The sequence below is a fragment of the Galbibacter sp. L-19 genome (assembly GCF_056857615.1).
In genome coordinates, this window is sequence record NZ_JBSXNL010000054.1 from 1 (window position 1) to 24,115 (window position 24,115).

Annotated in this window: 17 protein-coding genes; 12 read left to right on the forward strand and 5 right to left on the reverse strand. The window is 34.0% G+C overall.

The annotated features are described in order from the left end of the window. Window positions 1-252: 252 nt before the first annotated feature. From AC13CQ_RS09010 to AC13CQ_RS09040, 7 genes are all read left to right on the forward strand, one after another. Window positions 253-870 carry a conjugal transfer protein TraK gene (locus AC13CQ_RS09010; protein WP_482882833.1) on the forward strand — a complete coding sequence of 206 codons (618 nt, stop codon included), beginning with the start codon at window positions 253-255 and terminating at the stop codon, window positions 868-870. Further along, complete coding sequence (traM, locus tag AC13CQ_RS09015) at window positions 857-1,765, forward strand: conjugative transposon protein TraM (protein ID WP_482882834.1); 909 nt, start codon at window positions 857-859, stop codon at window positions 1,763-1,765. Before AC13CQ_RS09010 ends, traM begins: the two co-directional genes overlap by 14 nt. Next, window positions 1,762-2,571: a DUF4138 domain-containing protein gene (locus tag AC13CQ_RS09020; RefSeq protein WP_482882835.1), complete on the forward strand. Its 810-nt coding sequence runs from the start codon at window positions 1,762-1,764 to the stop codon at window positions 2,569-2,571. Before traM ends, AC13CQ_RS09020 begins: the two co-directional genes overlap by 4 nt. 193 nt (window positions 2,572-2,764) lie before the next feature. After that, entirely contained in the window at window positions 2,765-3,934 is a 1,170-nt protein-coding gene (locus AC13CQ_RS09025; RefSeq protein ID WP_482882836.1) for a HEPN-associated N-terminal domain-containing protein, read from the forward strand. Window positions 3,935-4,094: 160 nt separating this feature from the next. After that, on the forward strand, window positions 4,095-7,442 hold the full coding sequence (locus tag AC13CQ_RS09030; RefSeq protein ID WP_482882837.1) for a hypothetical protein: 3,348 nt from the start codon (window positions 4,095-4,097) through the stop codon (window positions 7,440-7,442). Between the two features lie 5 nt (window positions 7,443-7,447). Beyond that, window positions 7,448-8,350, forward strand: a complete 903-nt coding sequence (locus tag AC13CQ_RS09035; RefSeq protein WP_482882838.1) for a competence protein CoiA — start codon at window positions 7,448-7,450, stop codon at window positions 8,348-8,350. A 90-nt stretch (window positions 8,351-8,440) separates the two neighbouring features. Next, entirely contained in the window at window positions 8,441-9,166 is a 726-nt protein-coding gene (locus AC13CQ_RS09040; RefSeq protein WP_482882840.1) for a hypothetical protein, read from the forward strand. Between the two features lie 60 nt (window positions 9,167-9,226). Here the strand turns inward: AC13CQ_RS09040 and AC13CQ_RS09045 are convergent, their stop codons facing one another. From AC13CQ_RS09045 to AC13CQ_RS09065, 5 genes are all read right to left on the reverse strand, one after another. After that, the gene (locus tag AC13CQ_RS09045; RefSeq protein ID WP_482882841.1) at window positions 9,227-10,813 is read right to left on the reverse strand and encodes a type IV secretory system conjugative DNA transfer family protein; all 1,587 of its coding nucleotides are present in this window, start codon (window positions 10,811-10,813) and stop codon (window positions 9,227-9,229) included. Window positions 10,814-10,830: 17 nt separating this feature from the next. Further along, window positions 10,831-11,853, reverse strand: coding sequence for a MobB family relaxase (mobB, locus tag AC13CQ_RS09050; RefSeq protein ID WP_482882842.1), 1,023 nt, complete (start codon window positions 11,851-11,853; stop codon window positions 10,831-10,833). Window positions 11,854-11,855: 2 nt separating this feature from the next. Continuing rightward, a complete protein-coding gene (locus tag AC13CQ_RS09055) occupies window positions 11,856-12,467 on the reverse strand; it encodes a BfmA/BtgA family mobilization protein (protein ID WP_482882843.1) in 612 nt (203 codons plus the stop codon). Window positions 12,468-12,892: 425 nt separating this feature from the next. After that, a complete protein-coding gene (locus AC13CQ_RS09060; RefSeq protein WP_482882844.1) occupies window positions 12,893-13,342 on the reverse strand; it encodes a JAB domain-containing protein in 450 nt (149 codons plus the stop codon). Between the two features lie 69 nt (window positions 13,343-13,411). Further along, window positions 13,412-13,756 (reverse strand): single-stranded DNA-binding protein, encoded by a 345-nt coding sequence (locus AC13CQ_RS09065; RefSeq protein WP_482882845.1) that lies wholly within the window; start codon window positions 13,754-13,756, stop codon window positions 13,412-13,414. A gap of 727 nt (window positions 13,757-14,483) precedes the next feature. Between AC13CQ_RS09065 and hsdR the strand changes: the two genes are divergently transcribed. The 5 genes from hsdR to AC13CQ_RS09090 are packed head-to-tail and all read left to right on the forward strand — an operon-like array spanning window position 14,484 to window position 23,829. Next, the gene (gene hsdR, locus AC13CQ_RS09070) at window positions 14,484-17,699 is read left to right on the forward strand and encodes a type I restriction-modification system endonuclease (protein ID WP_482882846.1); all 3,216 of its coding nucleotides are present in this window, start codon (window positions 14,484-14,486) and stop codon (window positions 17,697-17,699) included. 2 nt (window positions 17,700-17,701) lie between these two features. Then, a complete protein-coding gene (locus tag AC13CQ_RS09075; protein WP_482882848.1) occupies window positions 17,702-18,331 on the forward strand; it encodes an 8-oxoguanine DNA glycosylase OGG fold protein in 630 nt (209 codons plus the stop codon). A gap of 16 nt (window positions 18,332-18,347) precedes the next feature. Continuing rightward, complete coding sequence (locus AC13CQ_RS09080) at window positions 18,348-19,808, forward strand: class I SAM-dependent DNA methyltransferase (protein ID WP_482882849.1); 1,461 nt, start codon at window positions 18,348-18,350, stop codon at window positions 19,806-19,808. Continuing rightward, a complete protein-coding gene (locus AC13CQ_RS09085; RefSeq protein WP_482882850.1) occupies window positions 19,808-21,109 on the forward strand; it encodes a restriction endonuclease subunit S in 1,302 nt (433 codons plus the stop codon). The genes AC13CQ_RS09080 and AC13CQ_RS09085 overlap by 1 nt, the downstream gene beginning before the upstream one ends. A gap of 8 nt (window positions 21,110-21,117) precedes the next feature. After that, window positions 21,118-23,829: a P-loop NTPase fold protein gene (locus AC13CQ_RS09090; protein WP_482882851.1), complete on the forward strand. Its 2,712-nt coding sequence runs from the start codon at window positions 21,118-21,120 to the stop codon at window positions 23,827-23,829. Window positions 23,830-24,115 lie beyond the last annotated feature (286 nt).

Sequence of the window (24,115 nt, forward strand, 5' to 3'; positions counted from 1 at the left end):
ATAGAAACTTGGTATAATAGAAAAAGATTACACTCAGCTTTAGGATTAAAATCTATTGATGAGTTTGAAACAGATATGTACAATCAAAAATTAGCAGCATAATCTCTTTTCTCTTTGTCTAGTTTTTTGTTGCAAGTCCACATTGGGCTTTATCATCTTTTTAAAATTCAAGCTTTACCGTAGAGCCGTGTCTTTCACCATTCGCATTTTTACCGGAGGGTAATAAAACAGCATTAAAACAATAGAACAATTATGAAAACACCTTATAAAAGCATAGCCCAGATATTAAAAAACAACCGCTTTGTGGTTATTACCGTGACGGTGATGGCTTTTACAGCAACTGTGGTATGTTCATGGTTTACCTATTCCATATATCAAAAATCGATAAACAACGCATTTGTAGTCAGCACAGAAGGGAGTGTAATCCCTTTAAAACTGGTGGCCCAAAAGCAAAACCTAGAAATAGAAGCCAAGGCTCACTTAGATAATTTCCACCGATACTTTTATGATTTGTCTCCTACTAACTATAAGGAACAATTGGAAAATGCCCTATGGCTGGGAGACAGTTCGGTAGACAATGTATATCGCCAGAAAAAAGCAGATGGTGTATATAACCGCTTATTGCAATATGCCCTAGTACAAAAGGTGAGCGATATACAATCAGAAGTGGATGTATCCCAAGAGCCATATCCCTTTAAGGTAAGGACCATTTTTGAAATTAACCGGGGGTCGGTAACCGACATTTATGAATTGATAACTACCGGGGAACTTATAACCATCACCCGGAACTTCCCGAAAAACCCGCATGGGTTGCTCATTACCCATTTTTTTGAAAACAGTTTAAAGAAGATTACCCATGAAGATCGATAAAAAGAAAATCTTGTTTGCCGCAATCATAGGAGCTATTGTCTTGTTTATAATTGGCTACGGAGTATTTGCATTAGGAGCGGATAAGGAAACAGACAAAGCACTGGATCAGACGGTAGTCCCGGAACTTGGAGAAACCGAAGAGCAATACGAAGACAGGCTGAAAGCAGTGGATCAGTTGAAAGAGAAAAAGAAATCCGATGCCCCGAGTATTTATGACGAAAGCCTGTTGGATTCTACCGGACTTTACGATTCGGAATTGAAAGAGAAACAAAAGGAACGTATGGTAGATAGTATCTATAACCGGGGAAGAATAGACTATACAGCCAGGGGGTATCGCAAGCGTAAGAGTATTGAATCAAAAGATACGACCGTTACTTTTAAAAAACGAGACCTGGACGCCCTGGATAAAAGCCAGCAGGATTTTTTTAAGGTAGGGAAGGTCATCTGGGAGAGTATAGCTCCAAAAGCCTATACTCAGCCGGTAATCCATGCGGTGGTACACGATGCACAAACCGTAAAGACCAACGGCAGATTGGAACTCCGCCTTACCGAGGAGGCTATCATTAACGATAGGAAAATCCCAAAAAACACCCTGGTCTATGGTTTTGTAAAGCTAAAAGAAAACAGGGTGATGATAAACATCACCAATATCAACCACCAACCCGTACATCTGAAAGCCTATGACCTCCAGGATGGCAATGAAGGGATCTATATCGAGAACAGTATCCGCGCGGAACTCACCCGACAAATGACCGATGATATGATTCAGGATATCAATATAGCCGGCGTACCCCAGGTGCGGGGGCTGAAAAATGTCTTCCGTCGGAATAACCGCAAAGTAAAAAATACGATTTACAACCACTACCAACTCATTTTAAAACCCGTACAGCAATGAAACTTATATACTTTTTTTTCAGTCTGTGTTTAATACATTGGCCTTTGATGGGGCAAGTGCAGGAATTGGACACCATATATGCTAATGATCATACTACCATATCCCTTTTCTTTCCTGAACCTATCCGGCAGGGAATTAGTGGCAATGCCCATTTTATTTTTACCTATAATAAGGAAAACCCACAATACCTGGGACTACTTAAAGCTACGCCCGGGCTTGACAGCAACCTTTTAGTCATAACCACAGATGGCCAGGTGTACAGTTATATCCTGAAGTACCGTAAAGATTTGCCACAACTCAATTATTTTATAGATAAAGAGCAGCGTATAGGGCATGAAAAAGGGACTCCTCTTACAGAAAAGAAGCCACAGAAAGAGGGAGAGAGGACGGTGAAAATAACCCCCTACCATATGAATGCCGTCAAAAAAGTATCGGAGTACATGAAGAGGCAGAACCAGCTTTTGGCTCGCAAAAACAGGAAAGGGGTAAAACTCATTTTAAAGGATATACAGTACCGGTGGCAGGAAGTCTATATTTCCTTTACCATTGAAAACAAATCGGGGATTGATTACGAAATAGATTACTTCAGGGTCTATGTGGAAAACGGGAACAGGAAGAAAAATGCCTCCTACCAGAAGATCCTTCAGAAACCTGTTTATGCCCATAAGTTACCGAAGATTGTAAAAGACAGTCAGCAAAAAAGTTTTGTGATGGTATTTCCGAAGTTTACGTTGGGAAAGCAGGAAAGACTATTAATTGAATTAAGGGAAAGGAATGGGCATCGAATAGTGAAACTAAAAAGGTGAGAAATACCAACCCCGTATCTGAGATAGTTTTGTTCTCGATTAGTTATAAGAATAATATACCAGAGAGAAATTATGTTTAAGGGTAGGGTTTTGATAAAAAGCTGAATCATCCTAATATGTGATTTATTGTATATTTAATATTAATGTCAATACGGAATGAACCATTCCGATATTGCTTAAAAAATTATAATAGATGGGAAGAGTAAAAAATAGGATGTTAGATTTAGAATCCTTGTACATAGGAAATGTTCCTAATAAGAATGTTTGTGCAAAACATATTGATAATCGATTTGTTAAACGGTTTATAAAGGAAAATTATGAATATGGTTATTGTGATTATTGTCGAAAGAAAGTTAAGGTGATACATTTGGAGAAGTTGTTAGAATTTATGATGGAAAGAATTACATTATGTTATACTGATGCTGTTAATTTTATGAGTTATGATGGTAAAAGAGGAGGGTATCTTGGAGAAACCTTTAATGCAGATGAATTAATTCAAGATAGAATTGGTTTAAAGGCAGAACCGTTTGAATTGACAGAAGATATTATTAGTGGAATTCAGGAAATTGCTTGGAGTCAACCAGACAATTATTATCCTACTCCAAATGAAGAACTCATGTATCATTGGGGGCAGTTTAAGAATATGATTATGTTTCGGTCAAGGTATTTATTTGAACCATATCAAACATATGATGGAGATAGTGTGAATCCATACATCATTTTAAAAGAGGTTGGCAAATGCATTAGGAAATCAAATCTAATTAAAAACATATCCAAGGACTCTCTAATATATAGATGTAGGCAGCATAAATCTAATATCTCTCTCGAGAGATTAGAAGATTTTACAGCTCCTCCACAGGAAAATTGCAAATTTTCGAATAGATTTAGTCCGGCAGGAATATCTATGCTTTATGCTACATTTGATTCAAGAACATCTGTTAAAGAAGTTATAGACGAAAATAATGAAGAAAAGGATTCCCTAACTATTGCTAAATTAAAAATAGCTAAAGATATCAAGGTTATTGATTTTACAAATCTTCCAAAATATCCAGATATCTTTGATTCAAAAAAGTTCAGTTACCGCTTTTTAATTCAATTTTTGCACAATCTAGTTAGAGATTTTTCTAAGAGAATTGAAAAAGACAATATAGAGCATATTGAATATGTTCCCACTCAAGTGGTAACGGAATATTTTAGGTATCCCTTTAATAAGAATCGCAAATATAAAGTGGATGGTCTTGTATATCCTTCTTCAAGAAATGAAAATAATTCTTCAATGGTATTATTTTGGGACGATAAGGAAAGTTTAAAACATTTGAAATTAATAGATATTGAAGTACAAAAAACGAAATCATTTATTTGATGATTAACATCTCATTTATTTTACACTATATGCCTTTTGCAGATTTCAGGAGACTACAAATGGTGGTTAGTGAATAATTTTTAATACATTATGTTACGTATTTCCGTAAACTTTCTGTTTGCAATATTCTTATATTTAGTGTTTGTCATTAAAATAGACCATGGAACAGATAAATAATACTGAAACGGAGAAGGAAACATTACCTCTACAGCAGATTGAATTAACCGATATACAAACACAGATTTATGATGGTCTTAATATCATTAGACCTGAAATTGCAGAATTATTTTTGGATGGCATTTTTATATTAAATTCTGATTTAAAATCTAAATCTTATTTATTAGCTCATATCCTAAGAGAAGTTGAAAGTGGTTTAAGAGATATTTTTGGTAATAAGAAATCACAAAAAGAGCTTCAAAAAAAAATAGACACTCAGGATCTTCAAAGGTTATTTGATGAAATCAAAAATGACTACCAAGATTATGAATATTTAAAGGATACATCATTTGAAAAATTTAAACAAAGTAAAGGACACATTTCATCAATATTAGTTGCTTTCGGTTATCCTATAGATCATCCTTTATCTAAACAATACATTAAAGTTGCTATTTGGTTGGCCAAATACGCACATAGAAGTAATGACTACAATCAACCCAGAAATCCAAAAGATATTATACGGATATGGAATGAATTTGAAAGTATTTTATTAAAGTTACTCGGTAATTATTTTGCTATTGCAGATCGTTTGGACTTGATTATAAAATTGCAAGAGCCAACAGAAGAAGTTATGAGGACTTTACCTAATATCATTAAGTTTGAATCTAGATATGTATATTTCTTTAACCATTTAAGCTCTCCACAATGGTTGCCATTTTTAGAAGAGAAAGGGTACTTCTACGGAGGTGATAATCCTAACCCAGTAGAAGTAGAAGATACCCCAGGTGCATTTATAACTCCTTTTTGGCCTGTTTTGGCTTACCTTCAGAAAGTGGCTCAATATAATAAGCAAAATGTTGATGAGGAGTCTACTAGGATGATTTTAGGTATTATTGATGATATTATGCAGTATAGAAATGATGATGGAAGTCGGGTAGATAATTATCATACGGATTATGCAGTTTTTAAGTTGATTTGTGATATCCCAGGAAACTACCTTGAAAACAAGCATTTTGAATATATCCGTACCATGTTGTACAGTAATAATTTCAATGGGATACGATTTTATTTTAATGAATTTGTGCAACAATTAATTGCTTATAGGGATAAAGACTTGCTTTTTAAAGGGTTGAATTTGTTGTTTGAATTTTATATTGAGGATGAATATTCTTATAAGGTTGAATCCATTTTTGGTGAACATGAATTTGAAAGAATACTCCTGCAATATAAAGAAAGTCTAATTGCTGTATTGAATATTGATCTATTACAATTTGCATTAGATAAAATACACGAGGTTCTCCAACAGACTGAATATACCTTTAGTACTTCGGATATTCCAGCCATTGAAAATCATACACAAACCTGGAACCCTAACGAATATGAATGTCAACTGATATATTTGATTAGAGATTGCCTGGAAAGAATTGAATTAAATGAAATTAGGGATGAATTGATAAAATTCTTCAAAGAAGAACATCCTATTTATAAAAGATTAGCTGTTCATACTATTCGTATGAGATATGAAGAATTTCAAGACCTATTTTGGGGTTTTGATGGTAATCCATTGGATTTACCTTCATGTAAGCATGAGCTCTATGAATTACTAAAAAGAAGAGTGCCTGAATTCACAGAGGAAGAAATTCACAAAGTTTTGAATTGGATAGAAACCTGTGATTATTATATACATGAGAGTTTAAAAAATGATCCTGATGCGATAAGTAAACACGTCATTGGGTGTAAGAAAGAATGGCTTACTGCATTGTTGTCTACGGAAAATGAAGTTGTGATTAAAAAATGGGAAGAGTTTCATGCCATAAACCCGATAACATTTGATCATCCAGGGATTGATTCTTGGACTGAAACTAAATTTGGAAATGAGTCACCAATCGGGTATGATGAATTGGCTTGTATGAGTATAGAAGAGATTATTTCATATTGTAGCGATTTCCAAAGCAAAGAGAGAGATTTTTTTGGTCCTGATGTGCAAGGTTTAGTTAATGAATTAAAACAAGTGATTATTGATAATCCGGATAAATTCAATGTAGAGAATAACCCTATAGTTGCTGCACCAGCTCCAGTTCAATATAGTTGGATTTGTGGGATTTCTCAACTATGGGAAAAAGACATAGCTAATTATCGATGGGAGCAGGTGTTGAATACTATTAGAGTAATAGTTACCAGAGATAACTTTTGGGTTCCGGAAAAAAAAGATGATTCATATCGCTCAATGTTCGTCTCCAATGTATTGTCTTTTCTAATAGATGGGCTAAAGGATGATGACCATGCTTTAGATCGTGAACAACTTCCGGCAATAAAAGAAATTCTATTTACCTTTTTAGAAAAGGATGTCATCAAAGTGCATGACTTTAAGGATTTAAGTACGACCGTTTTAAATAGCACTAAGGGTAGGTGTTATATGGCTTTAATGCAATATTCTCTAAGATATGCTCGTCTCGAAAATAAAGAAGACAATCGTTGGGATTCAGACATTAAATTATGGATTTCAAAACAGATCCTTGAGGGACAGGAGAATTCCTTATTGTTTTTTGTTTTGGGGCAATTTCTACCAACTATTCAATACTTGGATGAACCGTGGTTATTAGAGAATTTTAATATTGTATTTCCGTTAAAGAATAAATCTAATTGGAGTGCTGCTATGCAGGGTTATTTTGTTAATAATCGCTTGAACTCCAATTTAAGTAAACTTTTTTTAAAATATGACCATTTAAATAATGCGTTTAATGAAAACATCTTACTCGATAACAAACTAAACTATATTTTAAATCATATTTGTACTGCCTTTTTACTTGGGATTGATGGATTTGAATTGGAAAGTGAGATAATTCAAAAATTAATAGAGTCGGAGCAGGTGTATATTTATCATCCAATACAACGCTTTTTGGCAGGGAATTCTATTCGTAAGATAGAAGAGAAAAATAAAGTCCAAGCCTTGTGGAAGGCACTGTTTGACAAAGCTATTGTCCTTGCTAATGAGAACATCGATAAGGAAATACTTTCAGGTTGTTGTTTATGGCTTAAAAATGTAAATAGTATTGATGGTGTTGTTTTTAAGATGTTATTGAATTCAGTACAGTACATATCGAATCGTGATCAATTATTGTTGATGAAAGCTCTGAATATTCATATTAATGATACTCCTAAAGAAGTTGGGAAGATATTAATAAGCATGTGCAATTATAATGTGGCTTATTTGTCCAGAACCTTACTGCTGCAAATGGTAAATGTTTTATATGAGAGAGAATTAAAGGAAATAGCAGATAGAATCTGTTTAATAAACGCTGAGAATGGAATGAATTTTTTAAGGCCAGTTTATTCTACGTATAATATTTAAAAAAGATGAGATATGCTATAAAGAAAAATAGAAAAGTAGAGCCTCAAGTGTCTGGAGAAAGGGCATTATGTCTAGTGTGCAAAAGTGAAGTGGTTGGAAAAATTTATAGTACTAGAATAGATCATTGGGCACATCTAGTAAAAAGAGAAAGCGATTGTGACAGTTGGTATGAACCCATCACGGAATGGCATCTAAATTGGCAAAATCTATTTCCTGAAGAAAATAGAGAAGTTACTATTACTGAAAATAATATCTCACATAGGGCAGACATTTTATTAAATAATGAACTTGTAATTGAATTTCAAAATTCATCTATAAAGATTCGTGAAGTAGAACGTAGGGAAACATTTTACAATAAAAACGATAGAAAATTAATATGGGTTTTAAATGGCAACAGTTTGGCTGAAAGTACAACCATAGAAAAAGAAGAGGCTATCAGTAATATATCGGTGTCCATATCAATCCCAAGGTCATTGACGACAGTAGAAAATTACAGCAGTAGAAGAATATTAAAGGATAAACTAATAAGTTTTCAAAATTTGGATAAAAAGCAAACAGAAACTAAAGAGAATACTCTAACTTTTAAATATGCAGAAGGAGAGTTTGATATTGAGCAAGTTAAAGAAATATACAAAAACCATATAGTTTATATTTATGAAAGTTTATATGGTCGAGTTGGACTAAAACTCTTTAAGGGGCTTATAAAAATTGAGGTTCACCCGATAGAGGAGACAATCATTGAACCAAAGTTAAAAATACAGACTTGGAGAGCTTTTATCGACAAGATGCGGTCTCCTATATTCATTGATAACCTAAAAGGACTAGAAGAAGACGAATTGTATTACCTTTCTGAAAATAAAATAATTTCCAAAAAGAAATTTATAGAAAAAGCATTAAAGTACATTTAAAAAAATTTAAGCTACGCTATTTTGTTTATTTTTTTAGTATATTGAAAAACAGTGTTATACAGATTCAGGCTATGGTCTAAAAATGTAGTGATGAAAAAAATAATATTACTTTGTATTTCTTTTATAGGCTTAGTCTCTTGTTTTGATCAAAAAGAAACCTTTGGTGTAACAGATATAATCAAAGGAGGGCAATGGAATTTGAAAATCGGAAGTTCGCCTGTAGAAGTGTATGATCAGATTCAGGAATTAGGAAAGAAGAAAGGTTTTGATGATATTGCCTTGGTGGGTAAATCGGAGGAGCATTTGGCAAGTATAGGAGGTAATTTGTCATTATATAATGCGGTAACCATACTGAGGCCAAGATATGATACGGATAGTATTTATATTAAGTTTAAGAATGGAAAAGTTACTGATATCACCAGATGGAGGGATCCACTGTTCGTTTTAGAGGAATGGTTTGAAGATGAAACAGGAGAAGTTCCTATGCCTTTTGTTCCCGGGCATTTAAGGTTGAAAGCGGATATTTTGAAAAATTGGCCGGAAGAATTACCAGAGACTTCCATAAACCTCGGAGATCAGGTTAATCTGGCGTCGGAAAAGTTGGGGGAAATTCCAAACAGGTTAGGAAGAACTAATATGCCTATTGTTTTATCAGAGAAAAACCTGGAAAAAGAATATGACCCTGAGATGGCGAAATATACCCAATGGGAATTTTCCTTTCCTGAGATCAAGAAGGATGTCCAAATAGGGCGTTATTCCATATGCTTATATTTTTGTGATAACAGATTAGAAAAGATTCGAAGGGAATATCGGTAGCAAATTACCCTTGAGTATATTTAAAATGAGATATACTTTTTAAACATTTTTTTAAAAAACCTATCCCGTATGGTGTGTGAAAATTTTCCTAACCTCCCCATGAATCCTCAAAAATTCAGCATCTACATCGACGGTTATTCCAGAAAATGGAGGCAGGAATTTTTCAATTAGGTGTTTTTTAAATCGTACTCGTTTCTCCCTACCATCAGCAAAGGCTACAAATTCTCCTGGTTTTAAACGGAAAAAACGATCCGCCCGTATTTTAGCCACTTCCTTTTCACTTCTAGTTATCCTTGTACGTGGGTTCATCCATTCCCCTTTACTGATACTGGTGGTTTTCATTTTCACAATTTCAAAAAACTGTTCATAATATTTGGCTGTATCCGGATCATTGGCCTTTCCGAAAAACTGGTAGGAAAGATTACTTAGGATGGCTTTGCTTGCTTTGTCTCCATAGAGCAGGTCATTCTGTATCTTATCCTGTAGTACATATAGGGTTGCTATATCATAACTACGCAAACTTGCCGGTATACGGTGCATGTTGAGCAGCCGGATGGTAGGGGCTTCTTCCATAAGCAGAAAAGAAGATCGGCGGTGCCGGACGCTCATCTGGTTGGTCATGGTATGGAGGATGGTGGCCAGTATGGGTGAATATGAAGTTTCAAAAAGGGGATTGTTGACCAGAGACACTACCGCTGGGTTATCCGGATTATTGACATCTAGGGGCACTTCATCTACGGAGAGTAGGGCAAAGAGTCGCTTGGTTGAAATCTTTTTAAAGGCATTGGCCAATGTACTTTTCACCCCGGCTGTTTGACGTTCGGAATCCCTGCCGCTGATAAAGGCATCGGCCATGGCTTTGGCGGTCCGGTTGGAAACCAAAAAATTGATAAGGCTGTCGGTGTCCAATAACTGATATAACGCCATCATATGCGGTAAGGTGCAATACTGAGGATAATCTTCTTTCAGTTTCCAGATCATCCCTGCGATAAGTCCTTCCACGGCATCATTAAAAAAACGGGAAGTTCCGGTGGCACCAGATTCTTTCATTTCCAGCAGGTTTTCCAGAAGTACTCTAGAGACTTCATTGACGGATTCTTCGTGTTCCAAGTAGCGGGGTGCAATGGGGTTGACCCGGTGATAGATTTTATCTGGAGAAATGATATAGAAAGGAATGCCTGCTTGCTGAAATAAAGGATAGGCAATTTCTGTCAGCTCAAAATGTTTGTAATCATGCATGACGCCACAAAAGGAATGTTTTCCTAAGTGTTGCAGGAGGTTGAAGACCACGCTTTCTGTTTTGCCGCTCCCAGCTGCCCCAATAATGGATATACCCCGCCGGATATTATCCAAAACAAGGCTCCCGTTTTTTAAATACAGTTTCACCCTGTATTTTTTATTGGGTATCGGACGGATGACGTACAGAATGCGTACATAGAGTATACCTACACATAAAAGAGCCGGCACTTCAATATACAGGAATACTTGCATCCAGGCTCTGCCGGGAAGAAGATGCCATACCCAGATCAAACAGGAAAGCAGGGGAACGATCAGGGAAAAGATAAAACTCCGGTGCACTCCCAAAAACCGTACGCCTGTCAAAAACAATAACACAAGACTTAAAGTAATATACAGGTAGCAATACATGGAAATAGGAATTTTAATTAGTAGCCCTGGCTGGACTCCTTGGTGATATCGATGATCTTTCTCAACGACTTGATGGTTTTTAGAGCCATTTGGGTTTTTGTAACGGGAATGTTGAGCCCGGGTATCCTTATGCCGGATTCCCTAAGAATGGATATGGCAGTTTTCCGTTCCTTCTTCGGGGTTTTCAGCAGTAATTTAAAATACTTTTTGGGGTCAGTTACCATTAGTTTTCTTGTCTGGTAGTATTCGGCAAAGTTGCGCTGGTACCCGGTCATTCGGTCAAAGGTTTTTTCGGTATTTATAAAAAAGCTGTCCCTGTCAAAGCCCCGTTTTACGGTCTTTCCGTTCAACTCCACCTGTGAGGCTTTATATCTGCTTCCCGGGGACAGGCTAAAGGTGTTGGAGGCGTCCCTGCGGCTTATGACAATATGGACGTGGGTTTGCATCCCCGGCTTTTGCATACCCTGTGCAATGGGTTTGCCATCAACTTTATGAGGGATCTCCCGTAAGAGCTGGTCGATCTCTTTTTCCATTTTTTTGACGTTGCCTTTTATTTCCCCACGTTCTACTTTCCGGATATTGTTTTTGAGTCTGGCTATTTTTTTGCTATAGGGAGCATTTTCCTTGATTTCTTGATCAAAGCCCTTGTAGGAGCGTCGGTGTTCTATTTTTGCATAATACTTAATATCGTCCACTGAAACCTCCTTACCCCTGTTAAAGGATTGGGTATAGCCTTTCATAACTTCCCGGGTATAGGCCTTCAGGTTGAGGTCGCCTTGTTTGAGATGTTGGAGCTCCCGTTTACTGGGGTTGATGGTAATGGAGTAGAAGCGAGGTTCAGTTTTCCTAAGCTTAGCCGTATTTCCGTCGATATCTTTAATGACATGATCCCGGTCAACCGTATCCTCATGCTGGTTAAAGAAATGTTCCATTTCTTCCGGCGATTTCCCTTCGTTTTCTTTTTCCAAATACTCTACGAAATTAGTAACACTTACATTATAGGTGTCGCTCATATTTTGTGGTGTGATGGTGACGTACATGATTATTCATTTAAGTTTAGTTTTCGTTTAAGATGTTCCAGACTTTCTAGAGGAAGGTCGATACGCAGGTAGGGTTTCCCGAAATTGCTCCGAATGGGTTTTACTTTTTCGAGAAAACGTGAAACTTCCTTTCTGGTATCTGACAATTCTTGTGTTGCTTTGGCATGTTTATTCCGATATAGGGATATCTGTTCTTTAGCTTCTTCCAGTTCTAACCGTTTAGGAATATTATGGCTGCTCACATGCCCCGGTTTCAAATTTTTTTCCTTCCAACTTTTCTTAGTGTTTCCCGACTTTTTTTCGGAAGTACTTTCCGCCTGTTCAAAGAGGTTTTGAAGCATGGCTACGGTGGGCTTGGTCTGGTGTTTTTCCATATCCTTTATAATGGAGATCACTCCATGGATACGCCTTTTAATTAGACTCTCTAAGGTATAGGCATTGGGACCGATGGATTCTTCCGGGGAAAGGCCACTACTTTCAAAAAACTGTAGCATAAGCAATAAAGTCATAGATTGTGACTTGGAGAGTATTTTACAATACTTCCGGAACTTTCGGGCGACTGATTTTTTGATTCTCAGTCCGGCATATCCTTCTTTTTCAAATTCCTTATCCATTTTTTCATAAAAAAGTTTACTGTTTACAGGGGCTGCGTGTGTTTTTTCATAAAAAATCAAGGTATTTCCCTGATTATAAATTATCTGTAATTATATAAATATATGATTTTCAATAATTTAAAAAATAAATGAAATTGCAATGACGCTTTAGCGCATTGCCCTCTTGCTATTCCTTTTATCCCGTAGGGATAAAAAAACAACCGCCCAGTCTCTGGTTAAAAAACAAAAGACCGGATTTATCTTAACCGACACTTTGCCTATAACAAGACAAATCACGGTAAGAATCAAACCTTGAAAATTAAATTATTTATAAATTGATCCCATCAGTGAAAGTCAAAAAAGGGATGGGAATATTACTATATAAAAATAGGGTATTTCTTGATAAATTGAAATACCCAAAACTACTTATATAAACATAAATAAAATTAAATTAAGGCTTCATCGGCAAAACTGAGATAGTTTCCCGCGGGACTTAAAATAATATGATCAAGAATTTTGACATCCATATATGAAGCTGCTTTTACAATTTTTCTTGTGAGCTCCTTATCCAGTGTACTCGCTTTTAGGTTGCTACTTGGATGATTATGACATAAAATAATTGACGTTGATAGGCTTTTTAGTACTACGGCAAAAATAATTCGAATGTCTACCAGAGTTCCGGTAATTCCGCCTGTGGAATGGGTATAAATTCCCTTAACAGCATTGGCATGATTGAGAAGCAATACTTTAAAGGTTTCATTCATAGCTATTGTGTGTTTATCAAAAGATTGATATAAAAGGTCGGCTGCATCCTTACTACATTTAATATGTGTTTGATGACTTGTCAAAAAACTTTCTTTATACGAGAGTTGAATTTCATTAACTTTGTTTAACATAACTATTCAATTTTAAATTGATCCGAAATAGTTAAATACAGCAGGTCCCCCGACCTGCTGTATTCTTTTTTAACTTGCTTGGTTTCCTCCAAGAAATAGAATCTCTGAGACGATGACCTCGGTTACATAGCGTTTTACGCCTTCTTTATCCTCGTAGGAACGTGAGGACAGTTTTCCTTGAACGGCAATCTCTTTACCTGTAAATACATAGTCTTCGATTAGGGAAGCTACTTTACCCCAGGCAACGAGTTGATGCCAGTCGGTATTGGTCTGTTTCTCTCCCTTGGAGTTTTTGTAGTTCTCATTGGTAGCTAGTGAAATTCTGGCTACTTTTTTTCCGTTTTCCAAAACGGTTACCTGTGGCTCCTGTCCTACATTTCCGATTAACTGTACTTGATTTTTTAGAGTACTCATAATTAAAAGATTTAAAAAATTAAACATTGATTTACTTATTATATCCGGCAGCGTTTTTCTTTTTTGATTTTTTTTAGTTTCACTTCCGAATTGATATTTTACTGGTGATTTCATGATAAACTGGTTTTGATTTACTTCCCATAGTGCCGTATAGCTGTTATCTTTTTTTGATGCTGACACGATTTCAATATCTTGGATTGACAAGGACTTATAAAAAGAGCGACATAGGAGCCTGATTATGCAGTCCGCTCAACTCCAAAATGTTGGTGTTTTGCGGTCAAATAAAAGAGTAACAGCTACGGGATATAGGAGATTAAAACCTAATTTTGAAGAACCGGGAATTATCAGGAAGTGAAACTAAATGCAATAAAGGAATTCCGATAAGATGGACTTAGGATTCTAATTTTAGGTAAGCATTATATTATGATTTAATCTTTATATAAAGAAAAAGAGTAGCTGAAGAAGAAAATGCTTGAGCTTAAAGCTCTTAATTTTCGGGGATCATTATTTGAATAGCTATATATTTTTGCGGTGTTACGGGAAGTAAATGATATTAAATTGTATAGCGCTTCTCTCGATATTGTTATAGACTATCTGTTGTTTGTTTCATTATTTAATTGAAATAAATTATCAAATAAAATACAAAGAGAAGCAATCAAAAGAATAATGATTATTGTGAATGTAGGAGTATTATCCTATATTTAGACTCCCTTTATAATACCAAATAATGGATCATTCAAAGTTTAAATTCTTACAATCTGAATATCCAGAGTTATTTTCTATTGCTGAGCTTACAGAAAAGCTTATTCATGTGGATCCTAGCTCTGCATTAGCAAAAGCACGTCTGTTTTCTGAAAAGACATCTCAATTGATATGGAATTTTGAAAAATTAGGTTTTTTCAATGGAAAGCAGGTAGAACGTATAAATCAGCTTAAATACACGAATTCTATACCGGATCCTGTTGCAGATTTAATGCATGTTATTCGTAAATCGGGAAATAAGGCTTCCCATAGTGGATCAGGATCCTATAAAGAGGCGTTATTTATACTAAAGAAGTGCTATCAATTGTCAAAATGGTTTTTTGAAACCTATGAGAGTGATTATCTAGAGAATGAAACTTATGAGTTACCAGAAACGGAGGAGCAAAAATCGGTTGAAGAGTTAACACAACAGTTAGAAAAGCTATCTCAACAAGTGATTGATTATGAATCTAAAATTTCTGCCCTGAATGCCTCAACACAGATTATAGAAGAGCGTAAAGAGCGATCTTTTAAAAATGCTCGAAATATTGACAAGTCGGAGGCGGAAACAAGAGCACTCATAGATGAGCAATTGCGAAGTGTAGGATGGGAATGTGATACCGAAGAAATAAATTTTAAGAAAAATAAGTCTTTACCCGAAAAAGGAAAGAACAAAGCGATAGCTGAATGGCCATGCGAAGGAAAATGGGCAGATTATGCGCTATTTATGGGCACAGAACTATATGGTATTGTGGAGGCTAAAAAATATGCGACAGACATATCTACAGATTTACAGCAGTCAAAAATATATGCCGAGAAAGTGACTATGCTAGGTTCATCAAAATTAATAGGAGAATGGCATGGGTACAAAGTTCCTTTTTTATTTTCCACAAATGGGAGATCGTATTTAGAGCAATTAAAGACGAAAAGTGGTATTTGGTTTTTAGATATCAGAAATAAAAGGAATCATCCTAAAGCTTTGCACGGATGGTATTCTCCGCAAGGTTTATTCGAATTATATCAACGTGACACTGCTATTGCAGATGAGCGTTTAGAAGAAAGTGGTTATGAATATTTGCAAAATAAAAATGGCTTAAGTTTAAGGTATTATCAAATAGATGCTATAAAAGCTATTGAGAAAAAGATACGTCAGCACCCTAATGAGAAACGCTCATTATTGGTAATGGCGACTGGGACGGGTAAAACCAGAACAGTTTTAGGACTTACTTATCGACTTATAAAATCAGATCGCTTTAAAAGAATATTATTTTTAACCGATAGAACCTTATTGGCAGGACAAGCTAAAGATGGATTTCAAGATAATAAAGTTGAAAACCTTCAGACCTTTGCGGGGATTTATCAAATGGAAGATACCACGGTTGTTCAACCGGATTCAGACACACGTTTGCATTTTGCCACAGTACAAAGTATGGTAAAACGATTATTTTATTCTGAAGAGCCCCTTCCTATTGATACGTATGATTGTATTATTATAGATGAAGCACATCGTGGATATAATCTAGATAAGGAAATAGATGAAGGCGATTTACATTTTAAGGATGAAAAAGATTATGTGAGTCAGTATAAGCGTGTAATTGAGTATTTTGATGCTTATATAATAGGCCTTACCGCTACACCAGCTTTACATACAACAGAAATATTTGGAAAGCCAACGCACAGTTATTCTTATCGGGAAGCTGTTATTGATGGCTATTTGACAGATCATGAGCCTCCTTATTTAATAAAAACCAAGCTAAGTGAAGAAGGAATTGTTTGGCAAAAAGGAGAAAAACCGACTGTTTATAACCCTGAAACTAATTCGTTGGAGGAATTAGCGGAACTTGAAGATGAATTACTTATTGAGATAGAACAGTTTAATAAACTTGTTATTACAGAGTCATTTAATCGTGAAGTCATTAAACAATTGGTGCAAGAACTGGATCCTGAAAGTGAGGAGAAAACACTCATTTTTGCTGTACGCGATAGCCATGCAGATATGATTGTTGACATTTTACGTGAAGAATTTGCAAATATAGGTTGTGATATTGAGCAGGGAGCGATTGAAAAAATTACAGGTAGTGCATACGATCCAACTGGTTTAACCAAAAGGTTAAAGAATGAAAAGTATCCAACTATAGCCGTAACGGTTGATTTATTAACTACAGGTATTGATGTTCCGCAAATTACCAATTTAGTTTTTCTACGAAGGGTTCGTTCTAGAATTTTATTTGAACAGATGTTGGGGCGAGCAACCAGAAAATGCGATGATATTGGCAAAGAATATTTTAGAATTTACGATGCAGTAAAAGTATATGAAGCTTTGGAAGATTATACACAAATGCAAACAGTTTCAAACCCGAGTATTTCATTTCAAAGACTCGTAGAAGAATTAGATTTTATTGATACTCCTGAGCGAGCTGAAAAACAATTGCAGCAAATTATCGCAAAATTGCAGCGGAAGAAAAAAAATATAGAAGAAGAACGTCAGGAAGAGTTTATATATTTAGCAAATGGTGAAAGTCCTGAAACATTGATAGAGCGTTTAAAAGAGGTTTCTAGCGAAGAGGTACATAAAGTAGTGGCAGATTATGCTAGCTTATGGAAGTTTTTGGATAAAAAAGTGTATAGACCAAAAAAGCAATTGGTGTCCGATCATGATGATAAACTGATTGGAATTGAGCGAGGGTATGGGAAAGCTGAAAAACCGGAAGATTATATCGAAGGGTTTAAAAATTTCATACAAGAAAACAGAAATAAAATTGCAGCCATCAATATGCTTTGCACCCGTCCTTCTGAATTGGATAGAGCTTCATTAAAAGAACTTAAATTGTTATTAGACCAAGAAGGATATACCGACATTGGCTTGAATACAGCCTGGAAACAATGGAAAAATGAAGATGTAGCTGCCGATATTATTTCTTTTATTAGAACGATGGCTCTAGATACCGATTTAGTAAGCCATGAAGACCGTATTATAAATGCAGTTGATAAAATTAGAAAACTGAAAGGCTGGAATAAAATTCAATTAAAATGGATTGAGCGTTTTGAGTATCAATTACTCAAAGAAACTATCTTACAAATACCCGATTTAAATCAAGAACCTTTCAACAGGGATGGTGGATACCAACGACTCAATAAAATATTTGAAAATAGATTGGATGAAATTATCACTACGTTGAATGAAAATTTATATTCTGCCTAAATATGCGTATTAAAGACTATTCAGCATTGATCGAGAATTTACCTTATAAAAATCAGGCATTTATTGTCAAAGCTAATAATTGGTCTAAATATTCAACACTATGTAGTGATTATAAATTATTTGAAGACAATAGTGAGATTAGAATTTCAAGAAAAGATTTGTTTGAAGCGTCAACAAATACAAAACTTTTCATTATAAAAACTTTAATGTGGGGATACCCAAATGGTGGCAGAGGAGGAAATATTAAAAAGGTATTAGATACCTCGGTTTTATGTAAGGTTTCAGAAATATTAGACGGATACAGAAATCAAAATATTTCGCACGAAAGGTTTATAACCGACTTAAAGAGTATACACGGGTTAGGAATTTCAACCATTACCAAGTTTCTCTATTTTTTAAATACCAAAGTCGATGAACATCCATCGCTTATTTTGGATGAGCGTATTATGAGAGTAGTTAGCGAAGGTGTGTTTGAGGAGCTTAATGAATTAGGAAAATTAAGAAGAGAAAATGCTTCGAAAAAATATCCGAAGTATTTAAAATTGATGAATGAATTAGCTGAAGATATAAAAGTAAAACCTGACCAATTGGAGTTATTTTTATTTATGTTTGGACAGAATTTAAAAGAATAAACAAGAGATATAAACGATGAGCGCAGAAGAGATTGCAAACAAATTATGGAACCTATGTAACGTATTGAGGGATGATGGTGTTACATACCACCAATATTTAAATGAATTAACATATATATTGTTTTTAAAACTCTCAGAAGTCAAAAATTTTGAAGAGCATATTCCTAAAGAATACCGTTGGCGTGGCTTTGTAGAGGAACACGATAATAACGAGGCTTTTGTGCGCTATCGCAAGTTTTTAGCTGAAATTAGCAATGAAACATCTAGTGAAAGCATCAAAGAAATTTACACCAATGCGTCTACAAGTCTTCGTAAGCCAGTAAATTTTAACACCTTGGTACAAGCCATCGATAAGATAGATTGGTATGAGCAGAATGATCGCGATGTTATGGGAGACATTTACGAAAGTCTACTTGAAAAAAATGCCGGCGAGAAAAAGAGCGGAGCCGGACAATACTTTACGCCGCGTCCGCTAATTAATGTAATGATAGACCTTGTAGTGCCTAAAGTAGGCGAGCGATGGAACGATCCAGCAGCCGGAACTTTTGGCTTTATGATTGCGGCTGACCATTATTTACGAAGTAAAACGGATGATTATTACGAATTAAACGCCAAAGATCGTAAGTTTCAGGAAGAAGAAGCCTTTAGTGGGGTAGAACTGGTAAGTGATGCGCACCGATTGGCTTTGATGAATGCCCGCTTGCATGGCATGGAAAGTACTATAGATTTAAATGACACCTTAACCGAGTTTGGTAAAAGTTTAAAAAACTTTGATGGTGTATTGGCAAATCCACCTTTTGGAACCAAAAAAGGAGGAGAACGCCCAACACGTGATGATTTCACATACCCAACCAGTAACAAACAGCTTAATTTTTTACAGCACATATACAGAAGCTTAAAGAATAATGGGAAGGCCAGGGCAGCCGTGATTTTACCGGATAATGTATTGTTTGAAGATGGGGATGGTGAACGCATTCGGAAAGATTTAATGCATAAATGCAATTTACATACCATTTTACGCCTACCAACGGGAATATTTTATGCGGCGGGCGTAAAAACAAATGTACTTTTCTTTACCAGAGGAAAAACAGAAACCGACAATACCAAAGGTGTATGGTTTTACGATATGCGTACCAATGTACCTAACTATGGAAAACGTACCCCGTTTACCGAAAAAGCTTTTGAAGATTTTATCATCGCCTATACCGGAGGAATAACTTTTGATAAGGTCGAAAAGGACTATGAAGGGATCATTGATAATAAAAAAAGAGAAAAGATAAAGAACGAACGTTGGCAATATATTACCCGTGAACAAATTACCAAAAAGAATGATAGTTTAGATCTTGGGTTAATAGCCGATGACAGCATTAACAATGGTGAAGACTTAGGCGAACCAATTGATATAGCTAAAGAAGCTTTAGTAGAATTAAACAGCATTACCAAGGAGTTAAATGCCATGATAAAAGAATTAAGTTGATGGAGAGGGAATTACCAAAGAATTGGATTAAATTAAAATTGAAGGATGCTGTTTTTTATAAAAAGGGTAAAAAACCTAAGATTTTAAATGAAAGCTCATTTAGGAATTCAATTCCATATCTAGATATAAGAGGCTTAGAGAAAGGAGAAATTAGGAGATATGCAGATATAGAATCTTCTAGAGTTATTAATGATAATGATATAGCTATTGTTTGGGATGGTGCACGTAGTGGTTGGGTAGCTAAGGGGAAATATGGCGCTATAGGCTCTACAATAGCAATATTAACACCAAAAAAAATAGAGCAAGAGTTTTTATATCGATTCATACAATCTAAGTTTGATTACATTAATTCTAATACACGTGGAACTGGTATTCCTCATGTTGATCCTAAAATATTATGGGACATTGACTTCCCTCTCCCTCCACGAGCAGAGCAGGAGCGTATTGTAGTCAAGTTAGATGCTTTGTTTGCGCAACACGAAGCCATAAAAAACCGTTTAGAAAAAATACCCATTTTACTTAAAAACTTTAAACAGCAAGTGCTTACCCAAGCTATTACTGGGAAGTTGACGGATGTTAAAATGAATGAAGTTGAATTAGGAGGTTATTTGGTTGATGTTAAATATGGGACATCAAAAAAATCTTCATATGAAACTGATGGTATTCCAGTATTTAGAATTCCAAATATAGAAAATGGAGAAATAAATGATGAGGATTTAAAGTTTTCAAGTTTAGATGATAAAGAGGTGGAGAAATTATCACTGCAAAAAGATGATATATTAATAATTAGGTCAAATGGAAGCGTTAATCTCGTTGGAAGATCAGCTATAGTAAGAAAAAGACATTTAGGTTATTCTTATGCGGGATATTTAATCAGGCTTAGATGTAATGAAAATTTACTACCAAGTTACCTTAACTATTTATTTCAAAGTACGAAATTAAGAGAACAAATTGTTGATACATCACGTTCCACTAGTGGAGTAAATAACATAAATAGTACAGAAGTAAAAAGACTTCTTATCTATTTACCTAGCTCAATAAATGAACAACAGGAAATTGTCAACCGTGTAGAAAGTTTATTTGCCAAAGTAGCTGTTATTGAGCAGCAATATAAATGCCTTAAATCCAAAGTTGATACTTTGCCACAATCCATTTTACATAAGGCTTTTAAGGGGGAGTTGTTAGAACAACTGTCTACAGATGGTGATGCAAGAGATTTATTGAAAGAGATTGAGGGGTTAAAAAAACAAGTGAAAAATAAAAAACAGCCAACTAGAAAGAAGAAGGTTGTGAAAAAATAGACTTGAAGATGAATGAATTTCTAGAAACAAACAGATCGTATGTAATAAAATTTTTAATATTCATAGCGACTTATTTTGTATTTAGGCAAACAATTATTGAATTCTTAATTTCAATTTCAAGTATTATAAATTTTGAATCAGTTTCCTTTAAGATAGGCCTCATTCTCTTTTGTCTTGTAATATTCATTTTATATACTTCTAAATTTGATAATAAGTTTAAATTCAGTTGGCAATACACTTTAGCGGGAGTTTTATTATTAGTCATATATTTTCTAGAAAGATTTTTTTTCGATAGTATTTCTTTTTTACCGCACGGTACGTATATAAAATATGTGGATTTTATATTGATGTTTACTGCTGTTCATATTCTAGTGTTGAATAGATACAAAAAAAGAGATGTAGAGTCGAAATCTTTAAAAGAAAGTAAGGGAGAAGAATGCTTTTTCATAGAAGATAGAGTATATGATGGCGAAATTGACAACGAGTTAATATTAAAAAATCTTTTAGGTCGTTTAAATGGTTTTATGCCTGATTCCTCTTTTAGTATAGGGGTAAATGCGTCATGGGGCTATGGTAAATCTACTTTTCTCAATCGCTTTTATTATAAATATAAACAAGAAAATAAAGAAGGTATTATATTCTGGTATAATATCTGGAGAAATAAGGATAGTGAAGCTATAATAGATAATTTTTTCTCCGAATTATCAAATAATTTATCTCCATATTCTGGAGAAATTTCTAATGAGGTAGATAAATATGTGAATGCGATTCTTCATATTACTCCAAATGGTATAGGGAAAGCTATTGAAGCAGGGAAATCTATATTTGTTGAAGAAAGTTCTTTAGAAGTTCGTTTTAATCGCATTAAAAATGCAATAAAAAAAATTGACCGTCAAATAGTGATTTTACTAGATGATTTAGATCGATTAGAAAAGGATGAAATTCTTGCTACATATAAATTGATTAGAACTTTGTCGAATTTTAATAATGTAATCTTTATTTCAGGTTATGATGTTAACTATTTAGAGTTAATTTTAGGTACAGAGAAGAAATACTTTAGCGATAAAATATTTCAGACTATTATTAACTTATTGCCTCACGAGCCATTAAAAATTAATGATAAGCTATTTAAATATTTAGAAGTAAATTTTCCTAAACATGATGCATATGATGATAAAAATGAATCAATTAGAATTAGCTTTTCTAATTTATCTCATGTCTTAAAAGACGAATCTGAATCTATACCTAATTGTATTGAAAAACTGAATATTGGTTTTGAAAGAATTAGTTTTAATAGTTTTCTTAGAACAGATAGAGATATTAAAAGATTTATAAATGAAATAAAATTTATTTTAGTTAATAAAGGCTTAATTGAAAATATAAATATACCTGAGTATCTTTTATTGAAACTTCTTTCTTTTAAATATAGGTTTATAGATGCCGAATTCATTATAAAATTGGAAAATGTACTTGATGATTTTGGCGGAAACATTAATGATGCAGGAGTAAACTCTATGTATCTTTCAGAAGATAAATTTAAGATACTAAAAGATGACCAAATTGAAAAGTTAAGATGTTTTTTATGTGCAAAAAGCTTTAAAAATGAAGACATTTATGTAATATTAGCATCTTTGTGGATATTATTTAAAGAGAGAGGTGAAGAATATTACAAAAACAATAGAACTAGTATAACGAACCATTTTATGTTACCTTTTTATTTGAGAAATGGTATTGTAAGTGGTCATTATACTCTTTCAGATTTTAAAAAAGTTATTGAAAAAGGAGAGCTAGTTTCATTGACGAAGGAGTTGTCTTTAATAGAAGATAAACAAGTATCTACTAAAGCTTTTATTGAGTTAAGAGAGCTTCTAAGAAAAATTAATGTTAGTAAGATAGAAATACTTGAAGATATATTGAATGCTGCTAATGAGGGGTTATTTAGCAATTATAATCCTGACCAAAATCAATTAATGATTGATATTCTGGACAGAGCAAATAATAATATTTTTGATGGCAAAGAGTCTGATTTTATTAATTATATAAAAGAATATACTCTTAGGTTTGAAACTACTTTTGTAGACTTACTATTGTCTGATTTAAATTTAAACTTGAAAAGACAAGAAAGCAATTTCTATAAAAAAAATGAATATATAGGGTATAAAAACTACCAGGTTTTTAAACCTCATATTAAAGATATTTTAATCTCTAAATTAAAAAGAAACATTAAAGATGGTAGTTATATTTCAATTAGCAGATCATATCACTCATTTATTGAAAAAATAATATTAGATCAAAAAAAAATAAGGCCTATAGAAGTAAATGAAATTTTACAAGATAATATAAAGCAAAGGCCTGATTTTTACTTAGATAACGGGATGTTTGATTTTAATGAAGAGTCAGGCAATATGGCTCCTAGTGATTTTAATAAGTATCATACATCAGAGTCACTTCTTCAAATTTTTGCAGATAAAAGTGAACTACAAAAAATACTTGATAAACCGAAGGATAAGAAAATATTTGAAAGCCTAGTTAGTAATGGATGGAACAATTATTATGAATTCTTAAGGTCAATTGATAAAGATAAACTCAGTGAAAGTCAAAAAGAAAAGTTAGAACAAACTATTAAACTATTTGAAATATTTAAAAGGAAAAATTATAGTTTTCTAGACTATAACGAGTATTATGAGATTGTTGATCCATTAAAATTAAAAGATATATGAAATGTAGGTTATTAAATAATAGAGATCTATATACGTTTGAGAATTATAATTTTTTTGAATAGAACTTATTATTAGTCTAATTGAGTTCTACCAAATAGAAAATGTAAAAGATGGTAATAAAAGAATTAGTGCGAGGGGCTAATACTGCATTAATTTATAATAATTGTGGGAATCAATACTAATAAATAAAACAATTCAATTATGGATATCTTTACTGAAAAAGAATTTAATATTCTAAAATCAACTTCTAAAAAAAAATATAATAAAGATGATAAGGGATCAAAAG